This window comes from Marinomonas foliarum (assembly GCF_003337275.1).
GTDB classification, from domain to species: Bacteria; Pseudomonadota; Gammaproteobacteria; order Pseudomonadales; family Marinomonadaceae; genus Marinomonas; species Marinomonas foliarum.
Window position 1 is genome coordinate 31,071 of the sequence record NZ_QPJQ01000006.1, and the last position, 23,954, is coordinate 55,024.

At 42.9% G+C, this 23,954-nt stretch carries 22 protein-coding genes; 3 read left to right on the forward strand and 19 right to left on the reverse strand.

Going from position 1 to position 23,954, the window contains the following annotated elements:
- Window positions 1-63: 63 nt before the first annotated feature.
- The gene (infC, locus tag DFP77_RS04515) at window positions 64-597 is read right to left on the reverse strand and encodes a translation initiation factor IF-3 (RefSeq protein ID WP_114411089.1); all 534 of its coding nucleotides are present in this window, start codon (window positions 595-597) and stop codon (window positions 64-66) included.
- A gap of 8 nt (window positions 598-605) precedes the next feature.
- Complete coding sequence (gene thrS, locus DFP77_RS04520; protein WP_114411090.1) at window positions 606-2,543, reverse strand: threonine--tRNA ligase; 1,938 nt, start codon at window positions 2,541-2,543, stop codon at window positions 606-608.
- A 238-nt stretch (window positions 2,544-2,781) separates the two neighbouring features.
- Here thrS and DFP77_RS04525 point away from each other — a divergent pair, with 238 nt between their 5' ends.
- Window positions 2,782-3,408 (forward strand): O-methyltransferase, encoded by a 627-nt coding sequence (locus tag DFP77_RS04525; protein WP_114411091.1) that lies wholly within the window; start codon window positions 2,782-2,784, stop codon window positions 3,406-3,408.
- 94 nt (window positions 3,409-3,502) lie between these two features.
- Window positions 3,503-4,204: a GIY-YIG nuclease family protein gene (locus tag DFP77_RS04530; protein ID WP_114411092.1), complete on the forward strand. Its 702-nt coding sequence runs from the start codon at window positions 3,503-3,505 to the stop codon at window positions 4,202-4,204.
- Window positions 4,205-4,296: 92 nt separating this feature from the next.
- Here the strand turns inward: DFP77_RS04530 and DFP77_RS04535 are convergent, their stop codons facing one another.
- From DFP77_RS04535 to ppiC, 4 genes are all read right to left on the reverse strand, one after another.
- The gene (locus DFP77_RS04535) at window positions 4,297-5,643 is read right to left on the reverse strand and encodes a class II 3-deoxy-7-phosphoheptulonate synthase (RefSeq protein WP_114411093.1); all 1,347 of its coding nucleotides are present in this window, start codon (window positions 5,641-5,643) and stop codon (window positions 4,297-4,299) included.
- A 39-nt stretch (window positions 5,644-5,682) separates the two neighbouring features.
- Window positions 5,683-6,294 carry a helix-turn-helix domain-containing protein gene (locus DFP77_RS04540; protein ID WP_114411094.1) on the reverse strand — a complete coding sequence of 204 codons (612 nt, stop codon included), beginning with the start codon at window positions 6,292-6,294 and terminating at the stop codon, window positions 5,683-5,685.
- Window positions 6,295-6,372: 78 nt separating this feature from the next.
- Window positions 6,373-6,801: a protein tyrosine phosphatase family protein gene (locus DFP77_RS04545; RefSeq protein WP_114411095.1), complete on the reverse strand. Its 429-nt coding sequence runs from the start codon at window positions 6,799-6,801 to the stop codon at window positions 6,373-6,375.
- Window positions 6,802-6,813: 12 nt separating this feature from the next.
- Window positions 6,814-7,092, reverse strand: coding sequence for a peptidylprolyl isomerase PpiC (ppiC, locus tag DFP77_RS04550; RefSeq protein ID WP_114411096.1), 279 nt, complete (start codon window positions 7,090-7,092; stop codon window positions 6,814-6,816).
- A gap of 142 nt (window positions 7,093-7,234) precedes the next feature.
- Between ppiC and DFP77_RS04555 the strand changes: the two genes are divergently transcribed.
- Window positions 7,235-8,032 (forward strand): response regulator, encoded by a 798-nt coding sequence (locus tag DFP77_RS04555; RefSeq protein ID WP_114411097.1) that lies wholly within the window; start codon window positions 7,235-7,237, stop codon window positions 8,030-8,032.
- A 59-nt stretch (window positions 8,033-8,091) separates the two neighbouring features.
- Here the strand turns inward: DFP77_RS04555 and mutT are convergent, their stop codons facing one another.
- The 13 genes from mutT to mraY form a co-directional block, all read right to left on the reverse strand.
- Window positions 8,092-8,475 (reverse strand): 8-oxo-dGTP diphosphatase MutT, encoded by a 384-nt coding sequence (mutT, locus tag DFP77_RS04560; RefSeq protein WP_114411098.1) that lies wholly within the window; start codon window positions 8,473-8,475, stop codon window positions 8,092-8,094.
- Window positions 8,475-9,698, reverse strand: a complete 1,224-nt coding sequence (gene argJ / locus DFP77_RS04565; protein ID WP_114411099.1) for a bifunctional glutamate N-acetyltransferase/amino-acid acetyltransferase ArgJ — start codon at window positions 9,696-9,698, stop codon at window positions 8,475-8,477. Before argJ ends, mutT begins: the two co-directional genes overlap by 1 nt.
- Window positions 9,699-9,713: 15 nt before the next feature.
- A complete protein-coding gene (secA, locus tag DFP77_RS04570) occupies window positions 9,714-12,413 on the reverse strand; it encodes a preprotein translocase subunit SecA (RefSeq protein WP_114411100.1) in 2,700 nt (899 codons plus the stop codon).
- A 143-nt stretch (window positions 12,414-12,556) separates the two neighbouring features.
- On the reverse strand, window positions 12,557-13,474 hold the full coding sequence (lpxC, locus tag DFP77_RS04575) for a UDP-3-O-acyl-N-acetylglucosamine deacetylase (protein ID WP_114411101.1): 918 nt from the start codon (window positions 13,472-13,474) through the stop codon (window positions 12,557-12,559).
- Between the two features lie 105 nt (window positions 13,475-13,579).
- Window positions 13,580-14,809, reverse strand: a complete 1,230-nt coding sequence (ftsZ, locus tag DFP77_RS04580; RefSeq protein WP_114411102.1) for a cell division protein FtsZ — start codon at window positions 14,807-14,809, stop codon at window positions 13,580-13,582.
- A 39-nt stretch (window positions 14,810-14,848) separates the two neighbouring features.
- Complete coding sequence (gene ftsA, locus DFP77_RS04585; protein WP_114411103.1) at window positions 14,849-16,120, reverse strand: cell division protein FtsA; 1,272 nt, start codon at window positions 16,118-16,120, stop codon at window positions 14,849-14,851.
- 75 nt (window positions 16,121-16,195) lie between these two features.
- Window positions 16,196-16,876 (reverse strand): cell division protein FtsQ/DivIB, encoded by a 681-nt coding sequence (locus DFP77_RS04590; RefSeq protein WP_114411104.1) that lies wholly within the window; start codon window positions 16,874-16,876, stop codon window positions 16,196-16,198.
- 3 nt (window positions 16,877-16,879) lie between these two features.
- Window positions 16,880-17,833 carry a D-alanine--D-alanine ligase gene (locus tag DFP77_RS04595; RefSeq protein WP_114411105.1) on the reverse strand — a complete coding sequence of 318 codons (954 nt, stop codon included), beginning with the start codon at window positions 17,831-17,833 and terminating at the stop codon, window positions 16,880-16,882.
- Window position 17,834: 1 nt separating this feature from the next.
- Window positions 17,835-19,256: a UDP-N-acetylmuramate--L-alanine ligase gene (gene murC, locus DFP77_RS04600; RefSeq protein WP_114411106.1), complete on the reverse strand. Its 1,422-nt coding sequence runs from the start codon at window positions 19,254-19,256 to the stop codon at window positions 17,835-17,837.
- Window positions 19,253-20,326, reverse strand: a complete 1,074-nt coding sequence (murG, locus tag DFP77_RS04605; RefSeq protein ID WP_114411107.1) for an undecaprenyldiphospho-muramoylpentapeptide beta-N-acetylglucosaminyltransferase — start codon at window positions 20,324-20,326, stop codon at window positions 19,253-19,255. Before murG ends, murC begins: the two co-directional genes overlap by 4 nt.
- Window positions 20,323-21,510, reverse strand: coding sequence for a putative lipid II flippase FtsW (gene ftsW / locus DFP77_RS04610; protein WP_114411108.1), 1,188 nt, complete (start codon window positions 21,508-21,510; stop codon window positions 20,323-20,325). The genes murG and ftsW overlap by 4 nt, the downstream gene beginning before the upstream one ends.
- On the reverse strand, window positions 21,507-22,856 hold the full coding sequence (gene murD / locus DFP77_RS04615) for a UDP-N-acetylmuramoyl-L-alanine--D-glutamate ligase (RefSeq protein WP_114411109.1): 1,350 nt from the start codon (window positions 22,854-22,856) through the stop codon (window positions 21,507-21,509). Before murD ends, ftsW begins: the two co-directional genes overlap by 4 nt.
- A gap of 9 nt (window positions 22,857-22,865) precedes the next feature.
- Complete coding sequence (gene mraY / locus DFP77_RS04620) at window positions 22,866-23,948, reverse strand: phospho-N-acetylmuramoyl-pentapeptide-transferase (protein ID WP_114411110.1); 1,083 nt, start codon at window positions 23,946-23,948, stop codon at window positions 22,866-22,868.
- Window positions 23,949-23,954 lie beyond the last annotated feature (6 nt).

The following is a 23,954-nucleotide window of genomic DNA, read 5'->3' on the forward strand; positions in this document are numbered from 1 at the left end:
AGTGTAATTTCTTAATAAATCAGTCTTTAAGAGCCGAAACCCTTAAAGCCAAGTTATTTAAAATTACTTCTTCTTTTTGGGGCCTAGCACCATCGTCAATTGACGACCTTCCATTTTCGCGGCTTGCTCTACTGCACCATATTCCTCTAAGTCTTGAGCGACTCGATTCATAAGTTGCATGCCAAGCTCCTGATGGGCCATTTCACGACCGCGGTATCGTAGTGATACTTTGGCCTTATCCCCGCCTTCAAGGAAACGTATCAGGTTGCGGAGTTTTACCTGATAATCCCCTTCCTCCGTCCCTGGACGGAATTTCATTTCTTTTACTTGGATCTGCTTAGCATTTTTCTTTTGAGCAGCTTTCGCTTTTTTCGCTTCAAAAATATGCTTACCGTAGTCCATGATTTTGCAAACAATCGGATCTGAATCAGCAATTTGCACTAAGTCTAAAGTAGCCTCTTGAGCCGCTTTTAGTGCCTCTTCTAGAGAGACAACGCCAACTTGTTCACCATCAGCAGCGATCAAACGCACTTCGGTAGCTCGAATGTTTTCGTTGATTAGAGGACGCTGCTTACTAGCGGCACGTCCACGATTCATATTACCTTTTATAGTACTATCTCCATTTCTTGTTTACGGCTACGGCGAGCAACTTCTTTTTGAAGCAAGTCTTCAAAATCGGAAATACTCATCACTCCAAGGTCATCACCGGTACGAGTTCGAACAGCAACCTGCTGTTGCTCAACCTCTTTATCACCGACAACGATCATGTACGGCACTCGTTGTAGAGTATGCTCGCGGATTTTAAACCCGATCTTCTCGTTTCTCAAGTCAAGTTTTGCTCTAAAGCCATTTGAATTCAATCTTTTTTCCAAATCAGCACAATAGTCTGCTTGGCGATCAGTAATGTTCATGATAACAACTTGTTCAGGCGCAAGCCAGACCGGAAAGGCTCCTTCTGTCTCTTCGATCAAAATACCAATGAAGCGCTCAAGCGATCCAACAATCGCACGATGCAACATAACTGGTGTTTGACGAGAGCCATCTTCCGATACATATTGCGCACCTAGGCGAGTTGGCATCGAGAAATCAACCTGAATAGTACCACACTGCCAAACTCGGCCAATGGCATCTTTCAATGAAAACTCAATTTTAGGACCATAAAAAGCCCCTTCACCTGGTAACTCTTCCCAATCAAGCCCTGCAGAGTCCAATGCATCAGACAAGGCTTTCTCAGCTTTATCCCACACTTCATCTGAACCGACCCGTTGTTCTGGGCGTGTCGATAAACGATACACGATGTTATCAAAGCCAAAATCCGCATACACTTCGTGAAGCAGGTCAATAAACACAGAAACTTCTGACTGAATTTGACCTTCTGTTACAAAGATATGACCATCATCTTGAACAAAGTTACGAACACGCATAATGCCATGCAATGCGCCTGAAGGTTCGTTACGGTGACAAGAGCCAAACTCAGCCATACGAAATGGCAGGTCACGGTAGCTCTTAAGACCTTGATTATAAACTTGTATATGACATGGACAGTTCATCGGTTTAACGGCGTAATCACGATTTTCAGAATGCGTTGTAAACATATTCTCGTGATATTTACCCCAATGCCCTGACTTCTCCCAAAGCACGCGATCAACGATCTGAGGCGTTTTCACCTCTTGATAGTTATTATCAATCTGCTTCTGACGCATATACTGCTCAACAGCTTGATATAATCTCCAACCTTTAGGATGCCAGAACACCATACCAGGTGCCTCTTCCTGCACATGGAAAAGGTCTAATTTCTTACCCAACTTACGATGGTCACGCTTTTCAGCTTCTTCGATTCGTGTCAGATAAGCTTTTAATTCTTTTTTGTCGTTCCAAGCCGTACCATAAATACGTTGCAACATTTCATTATTAGAGTCGCCACGCCAATAAGCGCCGGCCAACTTCATTAATTTAAAATGACGCAATACACGAGTATTTGGCACGTGAGGACCACGACACATATCCATGTATTCTTCGTGATTGTACAATCCAACTTCTTTGACTGATTCATCCATATCATCGATCAAGGCGACTTTATAGGACTCACCACGATCAACAAACTGTTGACGAGCATCAGCAATAGGCGTCATTTTTTTCACAACATCGTAATCGGCTTTCACCAATTCACCCATGCGCTTCTCGATCGCCACTAAATCATCCGGCGTAAAAGGACGCTCATATGAAATATCGTAATAGAAACCATGCTCAATCACAGGACCGATTGCCATTTCTGCGGTTGGATACAACTGCTTAACTGCATGACCAACAAGGTGAGCAAATGAGTGACGTATAATTTCTACACCCTCAGCATCTTTCCCTGTGATAATGCTCAATTTCGCATCTTCAGAAATCAATTCGCACGCATCAACAAGCTGGTCATTAATACGTCCTGCTACTGTTGCTTTAGCCAAACCCGGACCAATATCCTCGGCGACTTGCATAACAGTGACTGGGCTTGAAAAAGAACGTTGGCTGCCATCAGGCAAAGTAATTACAGGCATTTTATTCCCCTATCGGAGTCAGTGGTGCTCCATACCAAAGAGCACATGTAAATTTCAGCGCATAAATTACCATTTTTCGATTATTCATGCGAATCTAATTTAAATTGCCTTTTTATCTGCATGTATGGGACATCCACAAAAATCAAGCCTTTTTTCTACGTTTCAGCCATAGACATTATCGTCACGCGGAGTAAAATTGGCATCCGTTTCACACAGACTTCGCGTTCTAAAAGGCACTATGGATCTTAATACTCTTGACGACTACTGCATTGAGACTACTCAATCAGAACCTGAGCTTTTAATTGAGCTGGTTGAAAAAACCTACTCAGATATGGGCTACCCGAATAAGTTATCAGGAAAAACCATTGGCCGCACACTGAAGCTATTAACAAAAATAGCTCAGCCAAAGCGTGCTCTTGAAATTGGCATGTTTACTGGCTATTCCGCTTTATCCATCGCAGAAGGCATGCCTTCAGATGGTGAGCTTATTTGCTGTGAAACGAACCCTCGAGCGATTGAATTTGCTCAAACTTTTTTTGATCGTAGCGAACACGGTAAGAAAATCAAAGCGATTTTTGGCCCAGCCCTCGACACCATCAAATCCCTTGACGGGCAATTTGACCTTGTCTTTATCGATGCAGATAAACGCAACTACCTTAATTATTACGAAGCAGTAATACCGCTTGTGAGATCAGGTGGACTTATCATTATCGATAACTCCCTATGGCAAGGACGAGTACTAGACCCAAAAGAAAACAGCGATTTCGCTGTCAACCAAGTCAACCGCTTAATTGCGCAAGACAAGCGAGTTGAGAACGTTCATCTGAATGTTCGCGACGGTTTAAATATCGTCGTAAAACACTAACCCTATTTCTTATAAACCCCATTCACCTTTGGGTCTCCTCAGGTGAATGGGGTTTATGTGCTATTAAAAAGATATTACGTAAGAGGCAGCGATTTTGGTCGTTTTTAAAATCACAAATAACATCACTGGAAAGCACTATATTGGAACTTCTTTCAATAGCGGCTTCCAACGTTTCGAACAATACGTTGAAGCAACAAACGAAGGACTAGATTTTCCTTTATACAATGACATTAGGGAGAATGGCATTGAGGCGTTTACCGTCGAAGAACTATTTGAAACCAGCGACAAGCAAGAATTGTATGAACTAGAAACCGACTATATATCAATCTATAACGGTGAAAGCTTACGTGGTTACAAAATTGCTCAAACAGCCGAAAAATCAGCCGGCTTAAGCTTTGGCAAAAAAGCATTGTTTGACGCTAATGGTGTATCAACAGCAGAGCAGCCAAAGAAAACAAGAAAAGCAGCAACCAAAAAAACAGTTGAACTGCCAAAAAAAACGATTGAGCCAGCACCAACAGCCAAATCCTTCTTCGGCGAACTTATTGGAGAAGAAAGACTAAGTGGTGCAGCTGCTGCCAAGGAACCGGAAAAGAAAAAAGCGCCAGCCCGAACCAAAAGCAAAGCCAGCATACAAAAAATGCTCAACGAAGCTGAAAAAGCATCAAAAAAAGAACGTGAAGAAAAATTAAAATCACAACAACAAGCAGAAGCAGAAGAAATGGCTCTGATCATGGCAAAGATTGATGTGACATCAAAATCTTCCACATCAGCCTTCCGACGCCGAAAAGGCTAACAGCTTTAGCAGATAACCATAAAAAAGCTCAGTTAGAAATCTAACTGAGCTTTTTTTCGATAATCACTTATCCCATCAAGGAATGCGAAAAATTATGATCTCGCCTTCTTAAGTGTTTCAGAAATCATAAACGCCAATTCTAATGACTGATCAGCATTCAACCTCGGATCACAATGAGTATGGTAACGATCAGCCAAATCCGCCTCAGTCACTTTAAAAGCACCACCCACACATTCAGTAACATTCTGTCCTGTCATTTCAAAATGAACACCGCCAGCGTAACTACCTTCAGCATGATGCACCTGAAAAAATTGCTGAACTTCTTTTAACACATCATCCACTCGACGCGTCTTATAGCCAGTAGAAGCCTTAACCGTATTACCGTGCATTGGGTCACTACTCCACACAACGTTCTTGCCTTCACGCTGAATAGCCTGAATCAATTTAGGCATACCATCTTCAACTTTATCCGCACCCATTCGAACAATAATATTCAAACGACCCGCTTCATTATCTGGATTTAAAACATCACACAACTTCAATAGATCTTCAGGATCCATAGACGGGCCAGCTTTCACACCAATAGGATTCTGAACACCACGCAGAAACTCAACGTGCGCACCATCTAATTGACGCGTTCTGTCGCCGATCCATAACATATGAGCCGAACAGTCATACCACTCACCAGTCAAACTGTCTTTACGAGTTAACGCCTGCTCATAAGGCAATAATAGAGCTTCGTGTGACGTATAAAAGTCGGTTTCCTTAAGCTGAGATAAGCCTGCACCAACACCACAAGCCTCCATAAATTGCAAAGCATCATCAATTTTATCTGCGACACCTTGATAGCGACCGCCTGCAGGGCTTGCACTTAAAAAGTCCAAATTCCACTGGTGAACTTGATGTAAATCCGCAAAGCCACCTTGTGAAAATGCACGAAGCAAGTTCATTGTCGAAGCACTCTGATTGTAAACTTGCACCAGACGTTCAGGATCAGGAATACGAGCTTGCTCGGTGAAATCAATACCATTAATAATGTCACCACGATAACTTGGCAGCTCAACACCATTAATCACTTCTGTATCCGCAGATCTTGGCTTAGCAAACTGACCAGCCATACGGCCAACCTTCACAACAGGACACTTACCCGCATAAGTCAAAACTACAGCCATCTGCAGCATAACTTTAAACGTGTCGCGAATATTATTTGCATGAAACTCCGCAAAACTCTCCGCGCAATCACCGCCTTGCAATAAAAACGACTGCCGATTAGCCACTTGAGCCAAGGCCTTTTTAAGCTGACGCGCTTCACCTGCAAAAACAAGAGGAGGCATTTTACCTAATGTATTCTCTACCTGAGCCAAATGCTCAGCATTAGGATAAACTGGCTGCTGCAGCGCCGTTTTATCTCTCCAACTTGTTAATCCCCACTGCTCCATAACGCAATACAACCTTCTCAAAAATTATTAATTAATATATCAACGGGCCACAACCCAAAGTATTTCAGCATCTTTTGCCGACAATGAAACAACGGCATGCCCCATAGATGCATCATAATACACACTATCACCTTCTTTTAATTCAATCGGCTCATAGAGTTCAGAGAAAAAATTAATTTTACCCCGCAAGACCAATAGAAACTCTTCCCCATCATGGCGCACCCACTCTTTAAACTCTGTAAAGGACCTCGCTCTTACAGTAGTCTTGAAGGGCACCATTTTTTTACGACTGATAGAAAAATTCAGCAATTCATGCTCATACGTTGCTGTAGGATGAGGCTCTCCTCGACCTTTACGCGTCACATCCCTTCGCCCAGCAATAGAATGCTCACTCGCCTCAACAAACAACTGAGGCAAATCCATTTCCAAACCATTTATAAGCTTTTGAACAATAGCAAAACTAGGCGAGACTTGATCATTTTCAATTTTCGACAATGTAGAGCGTGCGATTCCAGTCTTTTTCCCCACTTCTTCCAGCGTCCACCCTCTTGCAAGGCGAATTTCCTTAACACGCTTCCCCAGCTCTAACGGCTCAACAAAACGATCAGGATCAGAAGCTGTGGCTGTTTCTAACGACGGTCGACTAACCATAAATTACCATTACTACATATTCACAAAGAAAGAAAAATGCCTGTTAAACCTCAGATATTCCCAGAAGCATACTGACCGCTATTTATTTAACAAAGGCGCCATTGCAGCTGCACATCGAGAAAGATCAAACCCCTTCCCCGCCACATAAGAACTAAGCTCATCAGACGACTTACCCTTGGCATTTTCAGACAACAGCCACAATACTGATGAGCGAGTTCCTGTACGGCAAAAAGCCAACGTTTTTTTACTGTCAATTAATGCTTCAGCCTGAACTCTAACATGCTCTTTTGATAACTTAGATAAGTCAATTGGATTACTAACATACTCAAGACCCAGTACTTCAGCCTCAGCGCGCAAATCATTATCTGTAGGCTGGTCATCCGATTCTAAATCAGGGCGATTATTAATTATTTTTTCAAACCCCAAACCCTTTAACGTCTCTATATCTTCTACCAAGATTTGAGGTGCAACATAATACAAGCCATCTAATTGAACTAAATTATTCATTTTCACCCACCCTTACGAACGATATAACACTTTAATTAAATGGAAACCAAACTGTGTTTTAACTGGCCCCTGAATCTTATAAAGAGGCCCACCAAATACAACCTTATCAAAAGCAGGAACCATATCTCCTTTGCGAAACTCACCAAGATCTCCACCCTTCTTACCGGAAGGGCAAGTTGAAAATTGTTTGGCCAATTTATGAAAGTCAGCTCCTTTATCCAACTTAACTTTTAATGAATCAGCTTCCGCTTTGGTTTTTACCAAGATATGACACGCACTTGCCGTCGACATTACCACTCCCACAATTCAAATAGACTAGATAAAACATGTTAACCTATTTAGTATAATCAAATTAAGCAGTAAGCAACCATTAACGCGAAATAGTCCAAGTAAACGTCGTAACAACACAAAACAGAATAGGCAACTTTACAATATGAGCACTTATGCAGCGATAAATGACCTGTCTTTTCTCCTAGTAGAACCGTCAGACACTCAGAAAAAGATTATTACAAAAGCGCTTGAAGATGCCGGCATAAAGCAAATCGAGTACGCAAACAGCATCCAAGAAGCAATGAGCTTGCTCACCTCTTTTCCGCCAGATCTAGTTATTTCGTCGATGTATCTTCCTGACGGAACAGCAAATGAACTTATTGATAAAATTCGCGCTAACCCAGACACTGAAAGCCAGTGTTTCATGTTAATTTCTAGCGAAAGAAATCGAGAACATCTAGAACACCTTAGACAATCAGGCGTACTTGCAATATTACCTAAACCTTTCACCCAAAAAGACTTAAAAAGAGCCATTCACGCCACTCTAGATTTAATTATTGAAGAAGAAATTGATTTAGAGTTATTCGACCCAAGAACACTGCGAGTGCTTATCACGGACGACAGCCTTATGGCGCGAAAGCACATTAGCAAAACGCTGAACACAATGGGAATTGAAGATATTCAATTTGCTGAAAACGGTAAGGAAGCAATACTCCTACTCAATGAAATGGAATTCGATCTTATTGTTACAGACTATAATATGCCTGAAATGGATGGCCTAGAGCTTACTGATGCCGTTAGATTGGATCCATCTTTAGCACATATACCGATATTGATGGTTAGCTCTAATGCAGAAGACAGTCAGCTATCAAATATCGCCCAAGAAGGGGTTGATGCTATCTGCGGAAAACCTTTTGAGCCCAGCACAGTAAGAAAATTACTGGCAAAAATACTGAGCTAAAAACAAAAAAAGAGCTTCAACCGAAGCTCTTTTTTTTAATCTAAAAGAATTACTACCACCTAAGAAAGCAGCAAATCGGCAACAATCTCTTTATTCGCTTCCGGAAAGTCATATGAAGACAAATCAGAAATTGGCACCCAAGAAGCTTGCTGACCTTCACTACCCATAGGCTCACCGTCAAACTTTGTTACTTTATAAAAACAAAGCTCAACTTGCTTATCTCCATAATCGTGGGCAATGGTTTTAAAAAAAGAGCTCTCAGTGACAACTATGCCACACTCCTCTTTTAGCTCTCTACTTAAAGCACTCTCCGGAGACTCTGTAGACTCACACTTACCACCAGGAAATTCCCACAAACCACCTTGATGCTGGTTTGATTTGCGCAGAGCAATGAAAACAGAATCATCTCGAAGAATAATACCTGCTGCAACCCTGACCAGCATTAGGTACGGTACTCTGCATTAATAGTGACATACTCATGCGAGAAATCAGTCGTCCAAACAATGTCAGATTCAGACCCCATGCCCATGTCGAGCACTACATGTATTTCTTCTGGAGCCATTGCCTGCTTTCCATGCTCTTCTAAATAATCTGGAGAACGGCCGCCATCACGAGCCACCTCAAAACCATTGATGTGAAGTTGAACACGATCAACATCTAAACCATCAACACCAGCACGACCCACGACCGCCAAAATACGACCCCAATTCGGGTCAGAAGCAAAAAGCGCCGTCTTAACCAGAGGCGAATGCGCAATTTCAAATGCAACTTTTGTCGCATCAGACTCAACAGCCGCACCAACAACTTCAACGGTAACAAACTTAGTTGCCCCCTCACCATCACGAACGATAGCGTGAGCCAACTCTTGCATGACCTCGGTAAAGGCAGCAATAAAAGCTTGCGCTAGCGGCTCATCAACAGAAGTCACTTTCGCGTTTCCTGCCATGCCAGTTGCCACAGCAATACAAGAGTCATTGGTGGAAGTATCACTATCAACCGTAATACGGTTAAAGCTCTTATTCACCACATCCTTCAAGATTGCCTGAAGCACCTCAACATCCATCGCAATATCACTGCAAACATAGCCCAGCATGGTCGCCATATTAGGACGAATCATGCCGGCACCTTTTGAAATGCCCGCAATAGAAAAAGTTCGATCTTCAAATTCAAAAGTTCGAACAGAACCCTTTGGCAAAGTATCGGTAGTCATAATGCCAACACCAGCTGACTTCCAGTTATCACCTGATAAATTCTCAAGCGCTTTAGGAATAGCGGCAACAATTTTCGCCACTGGCAACGGCTCACCAATAACACCTGTAGAGAAAGGCAAAATAGATTCGACACTCACTCCAGTCTCATGGGCCAAAACCTCACAAGTTTTTAAAGCAGTATCGAGCCCTGATTTCCCCGTACCAGCGTTTGCATTACCTGTATTAATTAGCAGATAACGACTGCCATCAGACAAGCCTAAATGCTTCTGACAAATACGCACAGGAGCTGCACAAAAAGCATTTTGAGTAAAAACCCCAGCAACAGAGGCACCTTCGCATAACTCAAAAATCACAACATCTTTTTTGTTGGGCTTTTTAATTCCAGCTTCTGCAACACCAATTCTTATTCCTTTTATTTCAGGAATAAGAGGAAAATCATGCAACCCTACAGCCATTTAAACTTTCTCCAATTAAACCAGACTACCGTGACATTGTTTATATTTTTTACCAGAACCACATGGACAAGGCTCATTTCGGCCTACTTTAGGATACTCTTGAGTCTCAGTAGAGCCCTCTTCTAAAGCATTTAATGATTCATGAACCATGCTTACAGTTGTTTTCTCTTCTTGCTTCTTACGAGCCGCTTCTATTTTTTCGGCCTCTTCTGCAGACTGCACTCTCACACGAGTAATAATTTGAATCACTTCAAACTTAATCTGCTCTAGCAAGCCTTGGAAAAGCTCAAACGATTCACGCTTATATTCCTGCTTTGGATTCTTTTGTGCGTAACCACGCAAATGAATACCCTGTCTAAGCATATCCATGGTCTGGAGATGCTCTTTCCAAAGAGTATCAAGAACCTGTAGAAGAACTTGCTTCTCAAAGGATCTAAATGAGCTTTCACCAGCAACTTTCTCTTTTGACTGATAATCATCAACAAAAGCATCCAAGATTTTTTGACGTAGAGGCTCTTCATATAACTTTTTATCTTCTTCCACCCATGCAGAAATAGGAAGCTCTAGGCCAAATTCATTACGAATCTTATCCTCTAACCCTACAAGGTCCCACATATCAAAAATACTTTGCGGAGGAATAAATTCATCAATGACACCAGCAACAACTTCTTCTCGCATCGCTGAAATAGCCTCAGAAAGATCTTCTGACACCATCATGTCAAAGCGCTGACGATAAATAACCTGACGCTGATCATTTGCCACGTCATCGTATTCAAGTAACTGTTTACGAATATCAAAGTTACGACCCTCAACCTTACGCTGAGCCTTCTCAATCGCATTCGAAACCATTTTGTGCTCTATGGCTTCGCCTTTCTCCATACCCAATGCCATCATCATTTTCTTGATGCGGTCAGACATGAAAATACGCATCAAGTTGTCTTCTAATGACAAATAGAAACGTGAAGAACCAACATCACCTTGACGGCCTGCTCGACCACGCAATTGGTTATCAATACGACGAGACTCATGTCGTTCAGTACCGATTATATGCAAACCACCTGCAGCCAATACTGAATCATTACGAGACTTCCAATCTGCTTTCAATGCATCAATACTTTCTTGGCTAGCTCCTTCGCCTAGTCGAGCTAGCTCAACCTGCAAGTTACCACCCAACACTATATCCGTACCACGACCAGCCATATTGGTTGCAATTGTTACAGCACCAGGACGACCCGCATCAGCTACAATTTCTGCTTCACGCTCATGCTGCTTGGCATTCAAAACGTTATGCTTTACATTTTTCTTAACAAGATAATTTGAAAGCAGCTCAGAATATTCGATCGAAGCGGTACCGACCAATACTGGACGCCCTTGCCCAACAATCTCTTCAATATCCAGGACGATCGCTTCAAACTTATCTTCCGTCGACATATAAATTAAGTCGTTATAGTCCTTACGCTGAACCTGACGGTTGGTCGGAATAACAATAACGGATAGGCCGTAAATCTGCTGAAATTCAAAGGCTTCCGTATCAGCAGTACCAGTCATTCCAGATAGTTTGTCATATAGACGGAAGTAATTTTGGAAGGTTGTTGACGCTAATGTTTGGCTTTCCGCCTGAATAGTCACACCTTCTTTTGCTTCTACCGCTTGGTGGATACCCTCAGACCAGCGACGACCAGCCATCGTTCGGCCCGTATGCTCATCAACAATAACAATCTGATCTCCCTGGATCACATAATCAATGTTTTTCTTGAAGATAACATGCGCTTTCATACAAGCATGAACATGGTGTAATAAAGAAAGGTTGCCTGCAGCATAAAGGCTTTCACCTTCACCTAACAGCTCTTGCTCTACCAACCAGCCCTCAACAAATGAGTGCCCCTCTTCCGTTAGCTCTATACTACGCTGTGACTCATCAAAAACGTAATGACCTGTAATCTCATCACTGTCAGCATCAGCGTCCTCTTGTTTAACCAGTAATGGAGCTAACTGATTAATCTTGCGGTACTGCTCTGAGCTGTCTTCTACAGCACCAGAAATAATCAGAGGCGTTCTCGCCTCATCTATTAAGATGGAGTCAACTTCATCGACGACAGAGAAGTTCAAATCACGTTGAACGCGATCTTCTAAACGGAACACCATATTGTCACGAAGATAGTCAAAGCCAAATTCGTTATTCGTTCCATAAGTAATATCGCACAAGTAAGCTGATTTTTTCTCGTCTCGCTCTTGACCAGAAAAAACAACTCCAACACTCATATCTAAGAACTCATACAAAGGACGCATCCAATTCGCATCACGCTTGGCCAGGTAATCATTTACCGTAACAACGTGAACGCCTTTAGACGTTAATGCATTTAGATACACCGCCAGCGTTGCTACAAGTGTTTTACCTTCACCCGTTCGCATTTCAGCAATCTTGCCTTCGTTTAGTACCATTCCACCAATGAGCTGCACATCAAAGTGGCGCATACCCATCACGCGACTACTACCTTCTCTGACGACAGCAAATGCCTCAGGTAAAATAGAATCAAGCGATTCACCTTTTTCTAGGCGCTCACGGAATTCACTGGTTTTTCCAGACAAATCATCATCTGATAACTTTTGGAAAGATTCTTCGAATTGATTAATTTGCGTAACGACTTTTTTGAATCGTTTTACTTCTCGGTCATTCTTTGTGCCGACAATTTTTTTAATTACACTTCCTAGCATCTTGAACTCAACGTAGCCAATTAGTAATAAATACAGTCTACCACGGTAATGTGAGACAAAACATGAAATATCAAGGACCTAAATACAAAAAAACCAGACATATAGTCTGGTTTTTATGTATTCGATCAAGATTTAATCACTTATTAAGCACCAACAAAAGCGGGCTCTACATAAGAAATAGGCGTTGTTTGCGCTTCATCTTCGAAAACAACATACTCCCAAGCATCTTGATGCTCAAGCAAGGCTAGCAAAAGCTTATTGTTCAGAGCGTGGCCTGATTTATAAGCTTTGTATTCACCAATTAAGCTATGACCCAAAAGATAAAGATCACCAATCGCATCCAATACCTTATGACGAACTAGCTCATCACGGTAACGCAAACCTTCATCATTCAAGACGCGATAATCATCAAGAACAATTGCATTTTCCATATTCGCGCCACGAGCAAGGTTATTATTTTTGAAGTATTCTAAATCCTTCATAAAACCAAAAGTACGAGCTCGGCTAATTTCTTTCACAAAAGTAGTCGTTGAAAAGTCAAACGACGTACTTTGAACATCTTCACCAATGGCTGGGTGCTGAAAATCAATTGTAAACGACAGTCGAAAACCGGAGTGAGGCTCAAGAGAGGCAAATTTATCACCCTCATCAACTCGGATAGGCTTCTTAACTCGAATAAATCGCTTAGGTGCGTTTTGAGCTTCCAACCCAGCGGACTGCAGAAGAAAAACAAAAGGGCTCGCACTTCCATCCATAAGAGGAATTTCGCTAGCACTTACTTCTACATAGGCGTTATCAACACCCAAACCCGCCATTGCAGATAACAAATGCTCTACAGTACTAACCTTCACATCACCCTGACATAAAGCCGTAGCAAAATTTGTTGACCCAACCGCCTTTGCGTCGCCATGAATCTCTACAACTGGATCCAAGTCTGTACGAACAAATACGATACCCGTATTTACAGGAGCAGGCTTTAATGTCAAATACACCTTCTCGCCAGAGTGTAAACCCACTCCAGTTGCTCGAATAATGTTTTTTAGTGTGTGTTGGCGTACCATTTGATTCCTACATTTTTATGACTGGATACTATTCTTTACAAATAATATCAATAACACATTTTATATACAATCCAACCTTTTGATATTGCATCGTTTTTGCTAAAACTAATCAGCTTGTCGACGCAGAAAAGCCGGAATGTCCAAGTATGACAATTTATCGCTACTTGAAATAGAAGATGAATCAGCAGACTCATTTTTTTCATCCAAGTTTTTCTCTACAACTTCCACCTTGGTATTAACCGAAGGCTTAGACTCAGGCTGAGCCACTGACACTTTCGCTTCAGTGTTTTCAACAACTTGCTCGACCTTTGTCACAACCGGTTGAGAGACAGCAGATTCACCAACAGCAGACTTCATTTCAACTGTGGTACGACCCTCTAAACCAGTAGCAACCACCGTAACTCGCATCTCATCACCTACACTAGGATCGATAGCACAACCAATTACGACAGTAGCATCTTCCGATGCATATTCTTCAATAATTCCACCAACCTCAGTAAACTCAGACAACCCAACCTCTTCGTTGGCTGTAATGTTTACTAGCACACCACGTGCACCCCTAAGATTGATATCTTCAAGCAATGGATTGTGGATTGCAGCCTCGGCAGCCACTCTCGCTCTATCCTCACCTGATGCAGACCCAGTACCCATCATCGCCATCCCCATCTCAGACATAACCGTTCTTACATCTGCAAAGTCGACGTTGATCAAACCAGGTCGCATGATCAAATCTGTAATACCCTGAACCGCATTAAACAAAACATTATTTGCTTCACCAAACGCCTTCAGTAAGGAAATATTTTTACCCAATACTGGCAACAAACGTTCATTTGGCACTGTTATTAATGAATCGACATTTTCGCGCAATTCTTTAACACCATCTTCTGCAACACGCGCTCGTCGACGACCTTCAAATGGAAAAGGCTTAGTAACAACAGCAACCGTCAATATTCCAAGCTCACGCGCTACCTTAGCAATCACTGGTGCAGCACCTGTACCTGTACCGCCACCCATACCAGCGGTAATAAAAACCATATCCGCGCCAGTTAATAACTGAGTAATCTTTTCTTGATCTTCTAATGCAGAATCACGACCCACTTCTGGATTTGCACCTGCGCCCAATCCTTTGGTAATCGTTGAACCCAGCTGTAAAGAAACTCCTGTCTCAAAACCTATCAGCGCTTTTGAATCTGTATTGGCGCAAATAAACTCAACGCCCTCCAGTCGGTTCTCAAGCATGTGACGTACGGCATTGCCACCACCGCCACCAACACCAATAACTTTAATAACAGCATTATCTGATAGATTATCTTCGGCTAAATCAAAGACATTCATGGGCTTATCGCTCCTCAATAAATTCGTAATCACTTCTGACTAAATATAACTTTGAAACCAGTGTTTAAGTTTCTGCCACGCCTTCGCTGCACTGAAGGATGACCCGATTTCTTTAGGTGCCAGAACTGACGTTTCTCGTTTAGTTTGCGTCTTAGACATCATCCGCTTCGAGATTTCGGTTACTTCAGCCTCTTTACTGCCATAAGCCAATAATCCAACACTTGTTGAATATATAGGGTTATCGACAATGTCCGACATTCCTTTAGTACAATCTGGTAAAGATAGTCGAACAGGCATCTGGAAAACCTTTTCCGCCAGTTCAGCCGCCCCTTCCATTAGGGACGTACCCCCAGTAATAACAATACCTGCAGGTATACGCTCAGCATATCCACTGCGTCTTAATTCATCCAAAACTAAATTGTAAATTTCTTCGTACCTAGCCTCTACAACTTCGGTTAAGGCATGGCGTGTGATCGATCTTGGCTGACGATCACCAACACTTGGCACCTGAAGAACCTGATCTGCAGATGCCATAGAAGACATAGCGCATGCATACTTCACTTTAATTTCTTCTGCATGCTGAGTCGGTGTACGCAGAGCCATCGAAATATCGTTCGTGACCTGATCACCCGCCACTGGAACCACAGCGGTATGATGCAAGGCACCATCAAGCCAAACTGCGATATCAGATGTTCCAGCACCAATATCTATTAAACAAACACCTAACTCTTTTTCGTCTTCACTTAGTGAAGATTCGCTCGAAGCCAACTGTGAGAGAATGACGCCATCCACTCCCAGCCCACAACGTTTAATACACTTTTCTACGTTCATCACAGCGTTAACAGCACCGGATATTAAATGAACGTTAGCCTCCAAACGAACACCAGACATACCCAAAGGATCTTTAATACCTTCTTGTGAATCAATATGGTATTCCTGAGGCAAAATATGTATGACTCGCTGATCTGAGGATATTGGTACCGCTTGTGCAGCATCAATTACTCGATCTATGTCTTCTTTCTGCACTTCACCATTTTTCACAGCAACAATGCCATGAGAGTTCAGGCTACGTATATGACTCCCAGCAACACTGACATAAACAGAATGTATATTACAACCTGCCATCAACTCCGCTTCTTCAACAGCTCTTTGGATAGACTGTACTGTTGACTCAATATTGATGACAACACCACGTTTCATACCCTTTGAACTATGAGAGCCAATACCGACAATTTCCAAACTACCATCAGCCAGAACTTCGCCAACCAAACAGATAACTTTCGATGTGCCTACATCCAAACCGACTATCATTTTACCTTCCCGGCATTACGTGTTTTTATGATGACCTCTTTTATACTGTTTAAAAAAGCAACAAACAGGCCAACATTATTTATTTTTTGTCCAACCAACTGCTACCCCATGAGGATAGCGAGCATCGACAGACGTTATTTGATCTATTCTACCCGATAAATCACTTTTATACACCGCTATAAAGCGCTGTAACCGCTCTAATATCTCGCTCCTCCCCAGCTTAACCGCCACACCGTTACTAAAAACAATATTCCATGCCCCCCTTGGCTCTAAGGTAAGGGAAAATATGCGCAATGAGGATGAAGCAAGCACTTGGCTCACTAACCCAAACTGCTCAAGCACAATATCACTTGAATCTTCTGGACCATAAAGCCGAGTAAGCGGCAAATCAGGAACCGTTTTCGGGGTAATAACGGCAGCAGAGGTGGAAAGAACTTGCCTATCACCCCAGTATGCTAGAGGCGTATGCTCATGAACAAGCACCTGCAATGTATTTGGCCAAACTTTACGAATCTCTGCACTTGCCACCCACTCTGATGACAAAACCGTTGCTAAAGCATCAGATAAAGAAACACTTAAAAGGCTTTGATCGAGCAAAGAAGAAAAATCTGACTGCAACTCTGCTTTAGTCGCATATTTCAAATCACCTTTGATCTCAATATTTTCAATAGCAAACCAAGTTTCAGAGGAATCTTTTCCCTGAAACGTGGCTACCAATATTAGTAATATCGCCCCAATGAGTGCCGCTATTCTCATGACTTAGTTACGCCCTACTTTATCCCAGGCATTTTGCGCAATTTTTTCTACAAGTGAAGCGTAGTCAATTCCAACATAATTAGCAGCCATAGGAACCAAGCTATGAGACGTCATACCTGGCGCAGTATTTACTTCCAGCACCCAAAAAACACCTGCTTGATCGCGCATCACATCAACACGCCCCCAACCAGAACAACCTAATGAACGATAAGCATCCAACGCTAACATTTGCAGCTCATTTTCATCATCTTCATTCAAACCACAAGGTAAAAGATACTCTGTATCATCTGCTATGTACTTAGCCTCGTAATCATAAAGTTTATGGTCTGGAGCAGGCTTAAGCCCTATTGGAGGGTAAGCCACGTCATCGATTATAGTAATTGTAAACTCAGGCCCATCAACAAACTCTTCAACCAGAACATCAGAGTCATACTCAAGCGCTTTAATAAGTGCTTCATCAAGCTCGATTCTATTGGTTGCTTTATTAATTCCAATGGTCGAACCCTCTCTTGAAGGCTTCACTATCACGGGATAAGACATTTGCTCTTCAATAACATCTGCATTGGCGTGCCCGACAAAAGACAAATAAGCCGGCGTTGGAATCCCAATACCATGCCAAAAGCGCTTGGTTAGGACTTTATCCATTGCAAGACCACAGGCCAAAGGCGAACTACCAGTATAAGGTTTACCAAACATTTCAAGCAAAGCCTGAACTCGACCATCCTCACCTTCTCCACCATGTAACGCTATGAAAGCAAGATCAAATTCAATAGACTGCAACTGCACAATAGGATCCAGAGTGGCACTTGAACCATAAAGGTCCAACTCAACCACCTGAAAGCCTTTTGTTCTAAGCCCCTCCGCGACCAGAGGACCACTTTGCATCGACACTTCACGCTCTGCTGATCGGCCACCATAAATAACAACAATTACAGCTTCTTTTAGTGTTTTTGACATCTTAAATTCCGCTCACAGATAAGTTTTTCGACACCGTACCAATATCACCAGCACCTTGGGTGATAAACAAATCACCCTCGCGCAGGACATTGCTTAAAATGGAGCGTAGATCTGCCTCACTACCAACATGAATTGGATCAACATTACCACGCTGACGAATGCTGCCACATAAAGAACGACTGTCAGCACCATTAATAGGGATCTCACCAGCTGCATAAACATCAAGCAGCAACAACACATCTACTTGTGACAAAACCCTAACAAAATCTTCGTAAAGATCACGGGTCCTTGTGTAACGATGTGGCTGATACACCATAACCAATCGTTTTTCTGGCCAACCAGCACGAATGGCTTTTATGGTCGCTAAAACTTCACTCGGGTGATGGCCATAATCATCAACGAACATTACGCTAGAACCATTCGGAAGCTCTAACGGTTTTTGCTCTTGGAAACGTCGCCCAACACCTTCGAATCCCATCAAACCAGCTTGAATTGCACTTGCATCAACACCCAAATCAGTCGCCACTGCAATTGTAGAAAGCGCATTTAATACATTATGACGGCCAGGCATTGGCAAACGAATTTTTAACGGCTCACCCTCGGGGCGATGAGCTAAAAACTCGCAGTAGCGACCAGTCTGAACAATATCAGTTGCGTAGAAGTCGGCTTCTTGATCAATCCCATAGGTCAAAACAGGTCGACTTAGTAATGGCAAAATTTCACGGACATTTTCATCATCAACACATAAAACAGCCAAACCATAAAATGGTAAATTGTGCACAAACTCTACAAACGTGTGTTTTACCTTCTCAAAGTCACCATCATAAGTATCCATGTGATCTTCATCGATATTAGTTACTATGACTGTTTGCGGCTGCAAATGCAGAAAAGATGCATCACTCTCATCTGCTTCAGCCACAAGGTATGCACTACTACCCAATTGCGCATTCGCGCCAGCACTTGTTAGGCGACCACCAATAACAAATGTTGGCGCTTCACCTGTAGACGCCAGTATAGATGCCATCAAACTGGTTGTTGTTGTCTTACCGTGCGTTCCTGCAACAGCAATACCGTGGCGATAGCGCATTAGCTCAGCCAACATCTCAGCTCTTCGCACAATCGGAATTCGATGCTCTTTCCCCCAAATGATTTCTGGGTTTTGCTCATTCACCGCAGTAGACACAACAATGACGTGCGCATCATAGACGTTTTCTTCTAAATGCCCGAGATAGATCTTAATCCCAAGTTCTTCAAGTCGCTCGGTTGTCGATGACGCTTTCAAGTCAGACCCTGAAACTTGGTAACCTTGGTTATGCAACACCTCGGCAATACCACACATACCAACACCACCTATACCTATAAAGTGGATATTTTGGATGCGACGCATGGTTGGAATATCGTACTGAGTTTTATTGTTTATCATGATTTTATTAACCTTAAACAGTGTGCAACAACATCTTGCGTTGCATTTGGATGAGCAACCAACTTGGCCTGCTCTCCCATTTTCAACAATGTCTCTTCGCTCTCTACAAACTCAGAAAGCAATGATATGATTTTTTCACAAGTTAACTGTGGCTGAGGCAATAAATAAGCGCCTCCATTTTTCTCTAAATAGCGTGCATTGGCCGTTTGGTGATCATCAATTGCATAAGGGTATGGAACCAAAATTGACGGCAGTCCAGCAATTGCAAGTTCACTCACCGTCATGGCGCCAGCTCGACACAAAACAATATCCGCCCAATAATACGCTTGATCCATGTTATCCAAATAAGGCTCAACACGGGCCTCTACTTCTGCCTCACGATACAGTTCAGAGACCAAGTCAAAGTTACGAACCCCCGTCTGATGCCAAACATCCAACCGCTGAGAAAAAGGCCATTGCGCTAAAACTTGCGGCATTACGTCATTAATAGCCTTAGCCCCCAAACTACCACCAACGACAAGTAATCGTAGCGGTCGCGCCACACTGCTTCTAGATACGCGAACACGTTGGTCCAAAATATCGTTCCGAATAGGATTACCAACACTAATAGCGTTTGGCAAAGCGCCATCAAAAGCTTGCAACCTTAAACTCGCCACTTTTGACAGTAGCTTATTCGTAGTCCCAGCGATGGCATTTTGCTCATGTATCACCAAAGGAATCCCCAAAAGTCGAGCTGCAACACCACCAGGACCAGCGACAAAACCGCCCATACCCAACACAACATCAGGCTTAACCTTTTGTAAAACGGCAACCGCTTGGCCTATTGCATGCAAAACTCTAAACGGAGCCGCTAATAAACCAAGCACACCTTTGCCTCTCACCCCTTTAATAGATAAAGAATGCAGAACAATATCCTGCTTGGGCACTAGAGACTCTTCCATTCCCCCTTTAGAACCTAACCACTGAACGTCTAAGCCCTTTTCTTTAAAACTATGAGCGCAAGCCAAAGCCGGATAAATATGACCACCCGTTCCGCCAGCCATAATGATGACCTTCTTAACATCACTCATGCTGCACTCTCTTTCAATTTAGAAGATTCTCCAGAATCATTTTCAACACGTCGATTTTCAATATCCACACGCGCAACAACAAACAAACTACTCAAAGTAATAATAAGACTACTACCGCCGTAACTAATAAGAGGCAAAGTAAGTCCCTTAGTCGGTAAAAAACCCGTATTCACACCAATATTAATGATCACCTGAGCCAAAATAAGAATAGAAAAGCCGAAGCACATGTACGCAGCAAACGGACGAGACAAAGTCATAGCATGACGGCCAATTTTAAAAGCACGCGCCACCATTAATGCAAATAAACATATCAGCAGCAAGCCACCAAACATGCCGGTTTCTTCAACCCAAATAGAAAACACAAAGTCCGTATGAGCCTCTGGCAAATAAGACAGCTTTTGAACACTATTCCCAAGACCTAGACCAAACCATTCCCCACGACCATAAGCAATTAAAGCCTGACTAAGCTGATAGCCCTCATTAAAAGGGTCCGCCCATGGATCTATAAAGTTCATCAACCGCTTTAATCGGTAGCTTTCAGAAATCGCAACTACGCCCAACATCAAAACCGCGCCGACCATCAGCAATAAAAACTGATACAAGGGCGCTCCACCTAAGAAGAGCAACACCATCACAGTCCCAAGTAAAACAACGGATGCGCCAAAATCTGGCTCAAACAATAAAAACAACAGAAAAATACTACAAAGACAAAGAGGAAGTACAAAACCAACCCACCCCTCTCTCACTCGATCCGCTCGGCGCACGAGATAACCAGAGACGTAAACCACCATACAAACTTTTGCTACTTCAGACGCCTGCAGATTGAACACCACAAGGTTAATCCAACGGCGACTACCATTGACACTCTTACCAATACCAGGCATCAACACAAGAATGAGCAAAATTAGGGACAACCCCATCATCAGAATGCCCCATTTATGCAGCTGACTTGTTGGTAATGACAGTAGAACCCAACCTGAAATTAAGCCGATAATTAGGTACAGAGCTTGCCGCACCATAAAAAAGTAAGGGTGACCATGAATATCTTCAGAGATTGAAATGGAAGCACTTGAGACCATCACCATTCCAAGCGCTAGAATGGCAACAACAGAAGCAACAAAAACGACATCAACCTGAGCAAACTCACGAATAGAAACTCGGTCAAATACCTTTAACCACTTCATAATTCATTAACCAATCGAGCAAAATGCTCACCGCGCACTTCATAGTTCTTATACATATCTAAACTAGCACAAGCGGGTGAGAACAAAACGATATCCCCCTCTTTACCATCTTTGCCGATACTAGCAACAATTTGATCCAAGGTTTCAAAACGTTTTACTTCAGCGCCTACAGGCAACACTTCAGCAATCCGCTCTGCGTCTTTACCAAACAAATACGTGGTACGCACAAAATCATTTACCGGCTTCGCAAGCGCCCGAAAATCCGCTCCTTTTCCATCTCCGCCAGCAATAAGTAAAATATTCTTAGCAGCAGAAGAACCAAGACCTTGAAGCGCCGCCAAGGTTGCACCCACATTAGTACCTTTTGAGTCATTAATGTAAGTCACCTCATTACGCACACGAACTGTCTCACAACGATGGGGTAACCCACAAAACTCACTTAATACTTTCGCAACTGCCTCCGACATTACATCCATACCCAACAGCTCAATCATTGCCAAAGCAGCCAGCACATTGGCGTGATTATGTGAGCCCTTTAAGGCGACTTGAGAAGTGTGATACAGCCTTTCAACACCATGACACAGCCAAGCGCCATCACCATCTTTCAGCATGCCGTATTCTTTCAAGTCTGGACTTTTCGTAGTAAAAGCGCGAACAGGAACACCTTCCGCCAACAATGGCGCTGTTAAGATATCCTGCTTATTACAGACCGCTGCTTTGCAGCCGCGATAGACTTTTTGCTTGGCTCTCTGGTATTCATATAAATCTTTATAACGATCCATATGATCTTCAGAAACATTGAGGAGACAGGCTAAATCAGCCTGTAGGCCATGTGTGGTTTCAAGCTGAAAGCTAGATAACTCAAGTACATAGAAGTCAGTATTAGGAGACAGTAAATCTAATGCAGGCAAACCTAAATTACCGCCAGCCTTAGCATTTTTCCCACAAGCCTGAAGCAGCAAAGCCACCAAAGTCGTTACCGTACTTTTGGCGTTAGATCCTGTAATGGCAACAAAAGGCGCATCGACATAATCGCGAAACAAATCGATATCGCCACGCATGGCAACACCCCGTTCAGCCAGACGAGAGAGAACAGGTGTCCGTAATGCGATACCTGGACTAACAAATAGCTCTGTCACCCCAAGGGTTTCAAGCACACCCAAATCACCAGTAAAAATTCGCTCTTCAGGACAAAGTTTTTTCGCCTCTTCCAAGCCAGGTGGATTCTCTCGAGAATCCACCACGTAAAACTCAATGCCTTTGCTGGCTAAAAAGCGCACACAAGACAAACCTGTCGCTCCCAAGCCGACAACGGCTCTTATCCGATCTGACCCGATCAACGACATGCAAAGCTCCTAGCGTACTTTTAAGGTGGCAAAACCCACTAAAACAAGACAAACAGTGATAATCCAAAATCGCACAATCACTTTAGGCTCAGCCCATCCTTTTAATTCAAAATGGTGATGAATTGGCGCCATCCTAAATATCCTTCGCTTAGTCAGCTTATATGAGGCAACCTGCAGAATGACCGACACCGTTTCCATTACGAAAACACCACCCATGATAAATAAAACTAATTCTTGGCGAACAATAACAGCAATCGTTCCTAATGCAGCACCCAAAGCCAAAGATCCCACATCACCCATGAAAATTTGAGCTGGGTAAGTGTTAAACCATAGGAACCCCAAACCGGCTCCAGCCAGCGCAGCACAAAACACCAGCAACTCCCCCGAGCCCTGCACATAAGGAATAAGCAAATAATCTGCGAATCGAATATTACCAGTGAGGTAGGCAAAAACACCAAGAGCGCCACCTACCAGAACTGTAGGTAAAATAGCCAAGCCATCCAAACCATCGGTTAAATTCACCGCATTACTCGTACCGACAATAACGAAATAAGTCAGCACTATAAAAAACACACCCAACGGAATAGCAACATCTTTAAATAAAGGCACAATTAAAGCGGTTTCAGCAGGAGTACTCGCGGTGTAATACAAATAAAAGGCAGCAGCCAAGCCAAACACACTTTGCCAAAAGTACTTCCATCTCCCCGGAAGACCACGCGAATTTTTCTCAACCACTTTGCGATAGTCATCAACCCAACCAACTATCCCAAACGCCAACATAACCAACAAAACAACCCAAACATATTGGTTACGTAGATCCCCCCATAGCAATGTACTAACAGAGATCGAAAATATTATCAGAGCACCGCCCATAGTCGGCGTGCCCGCTTTTGCCAAATGAGTCTGAGGGCCGTCATTTCGAACCGACTGACCAATTTGCAAGCGTTGCAATAAAACGATGACTTTATTACCTATCAAAAGGGAAATAGCCAATGCGGTAAGCACACCCAAAATGGCACGCAAAGATAAATAATTGAATACGGTAAAAAAAGTGTGGTATTTGCTTAAATACGCCGTGAGCAGAAGTAACATTGTTAA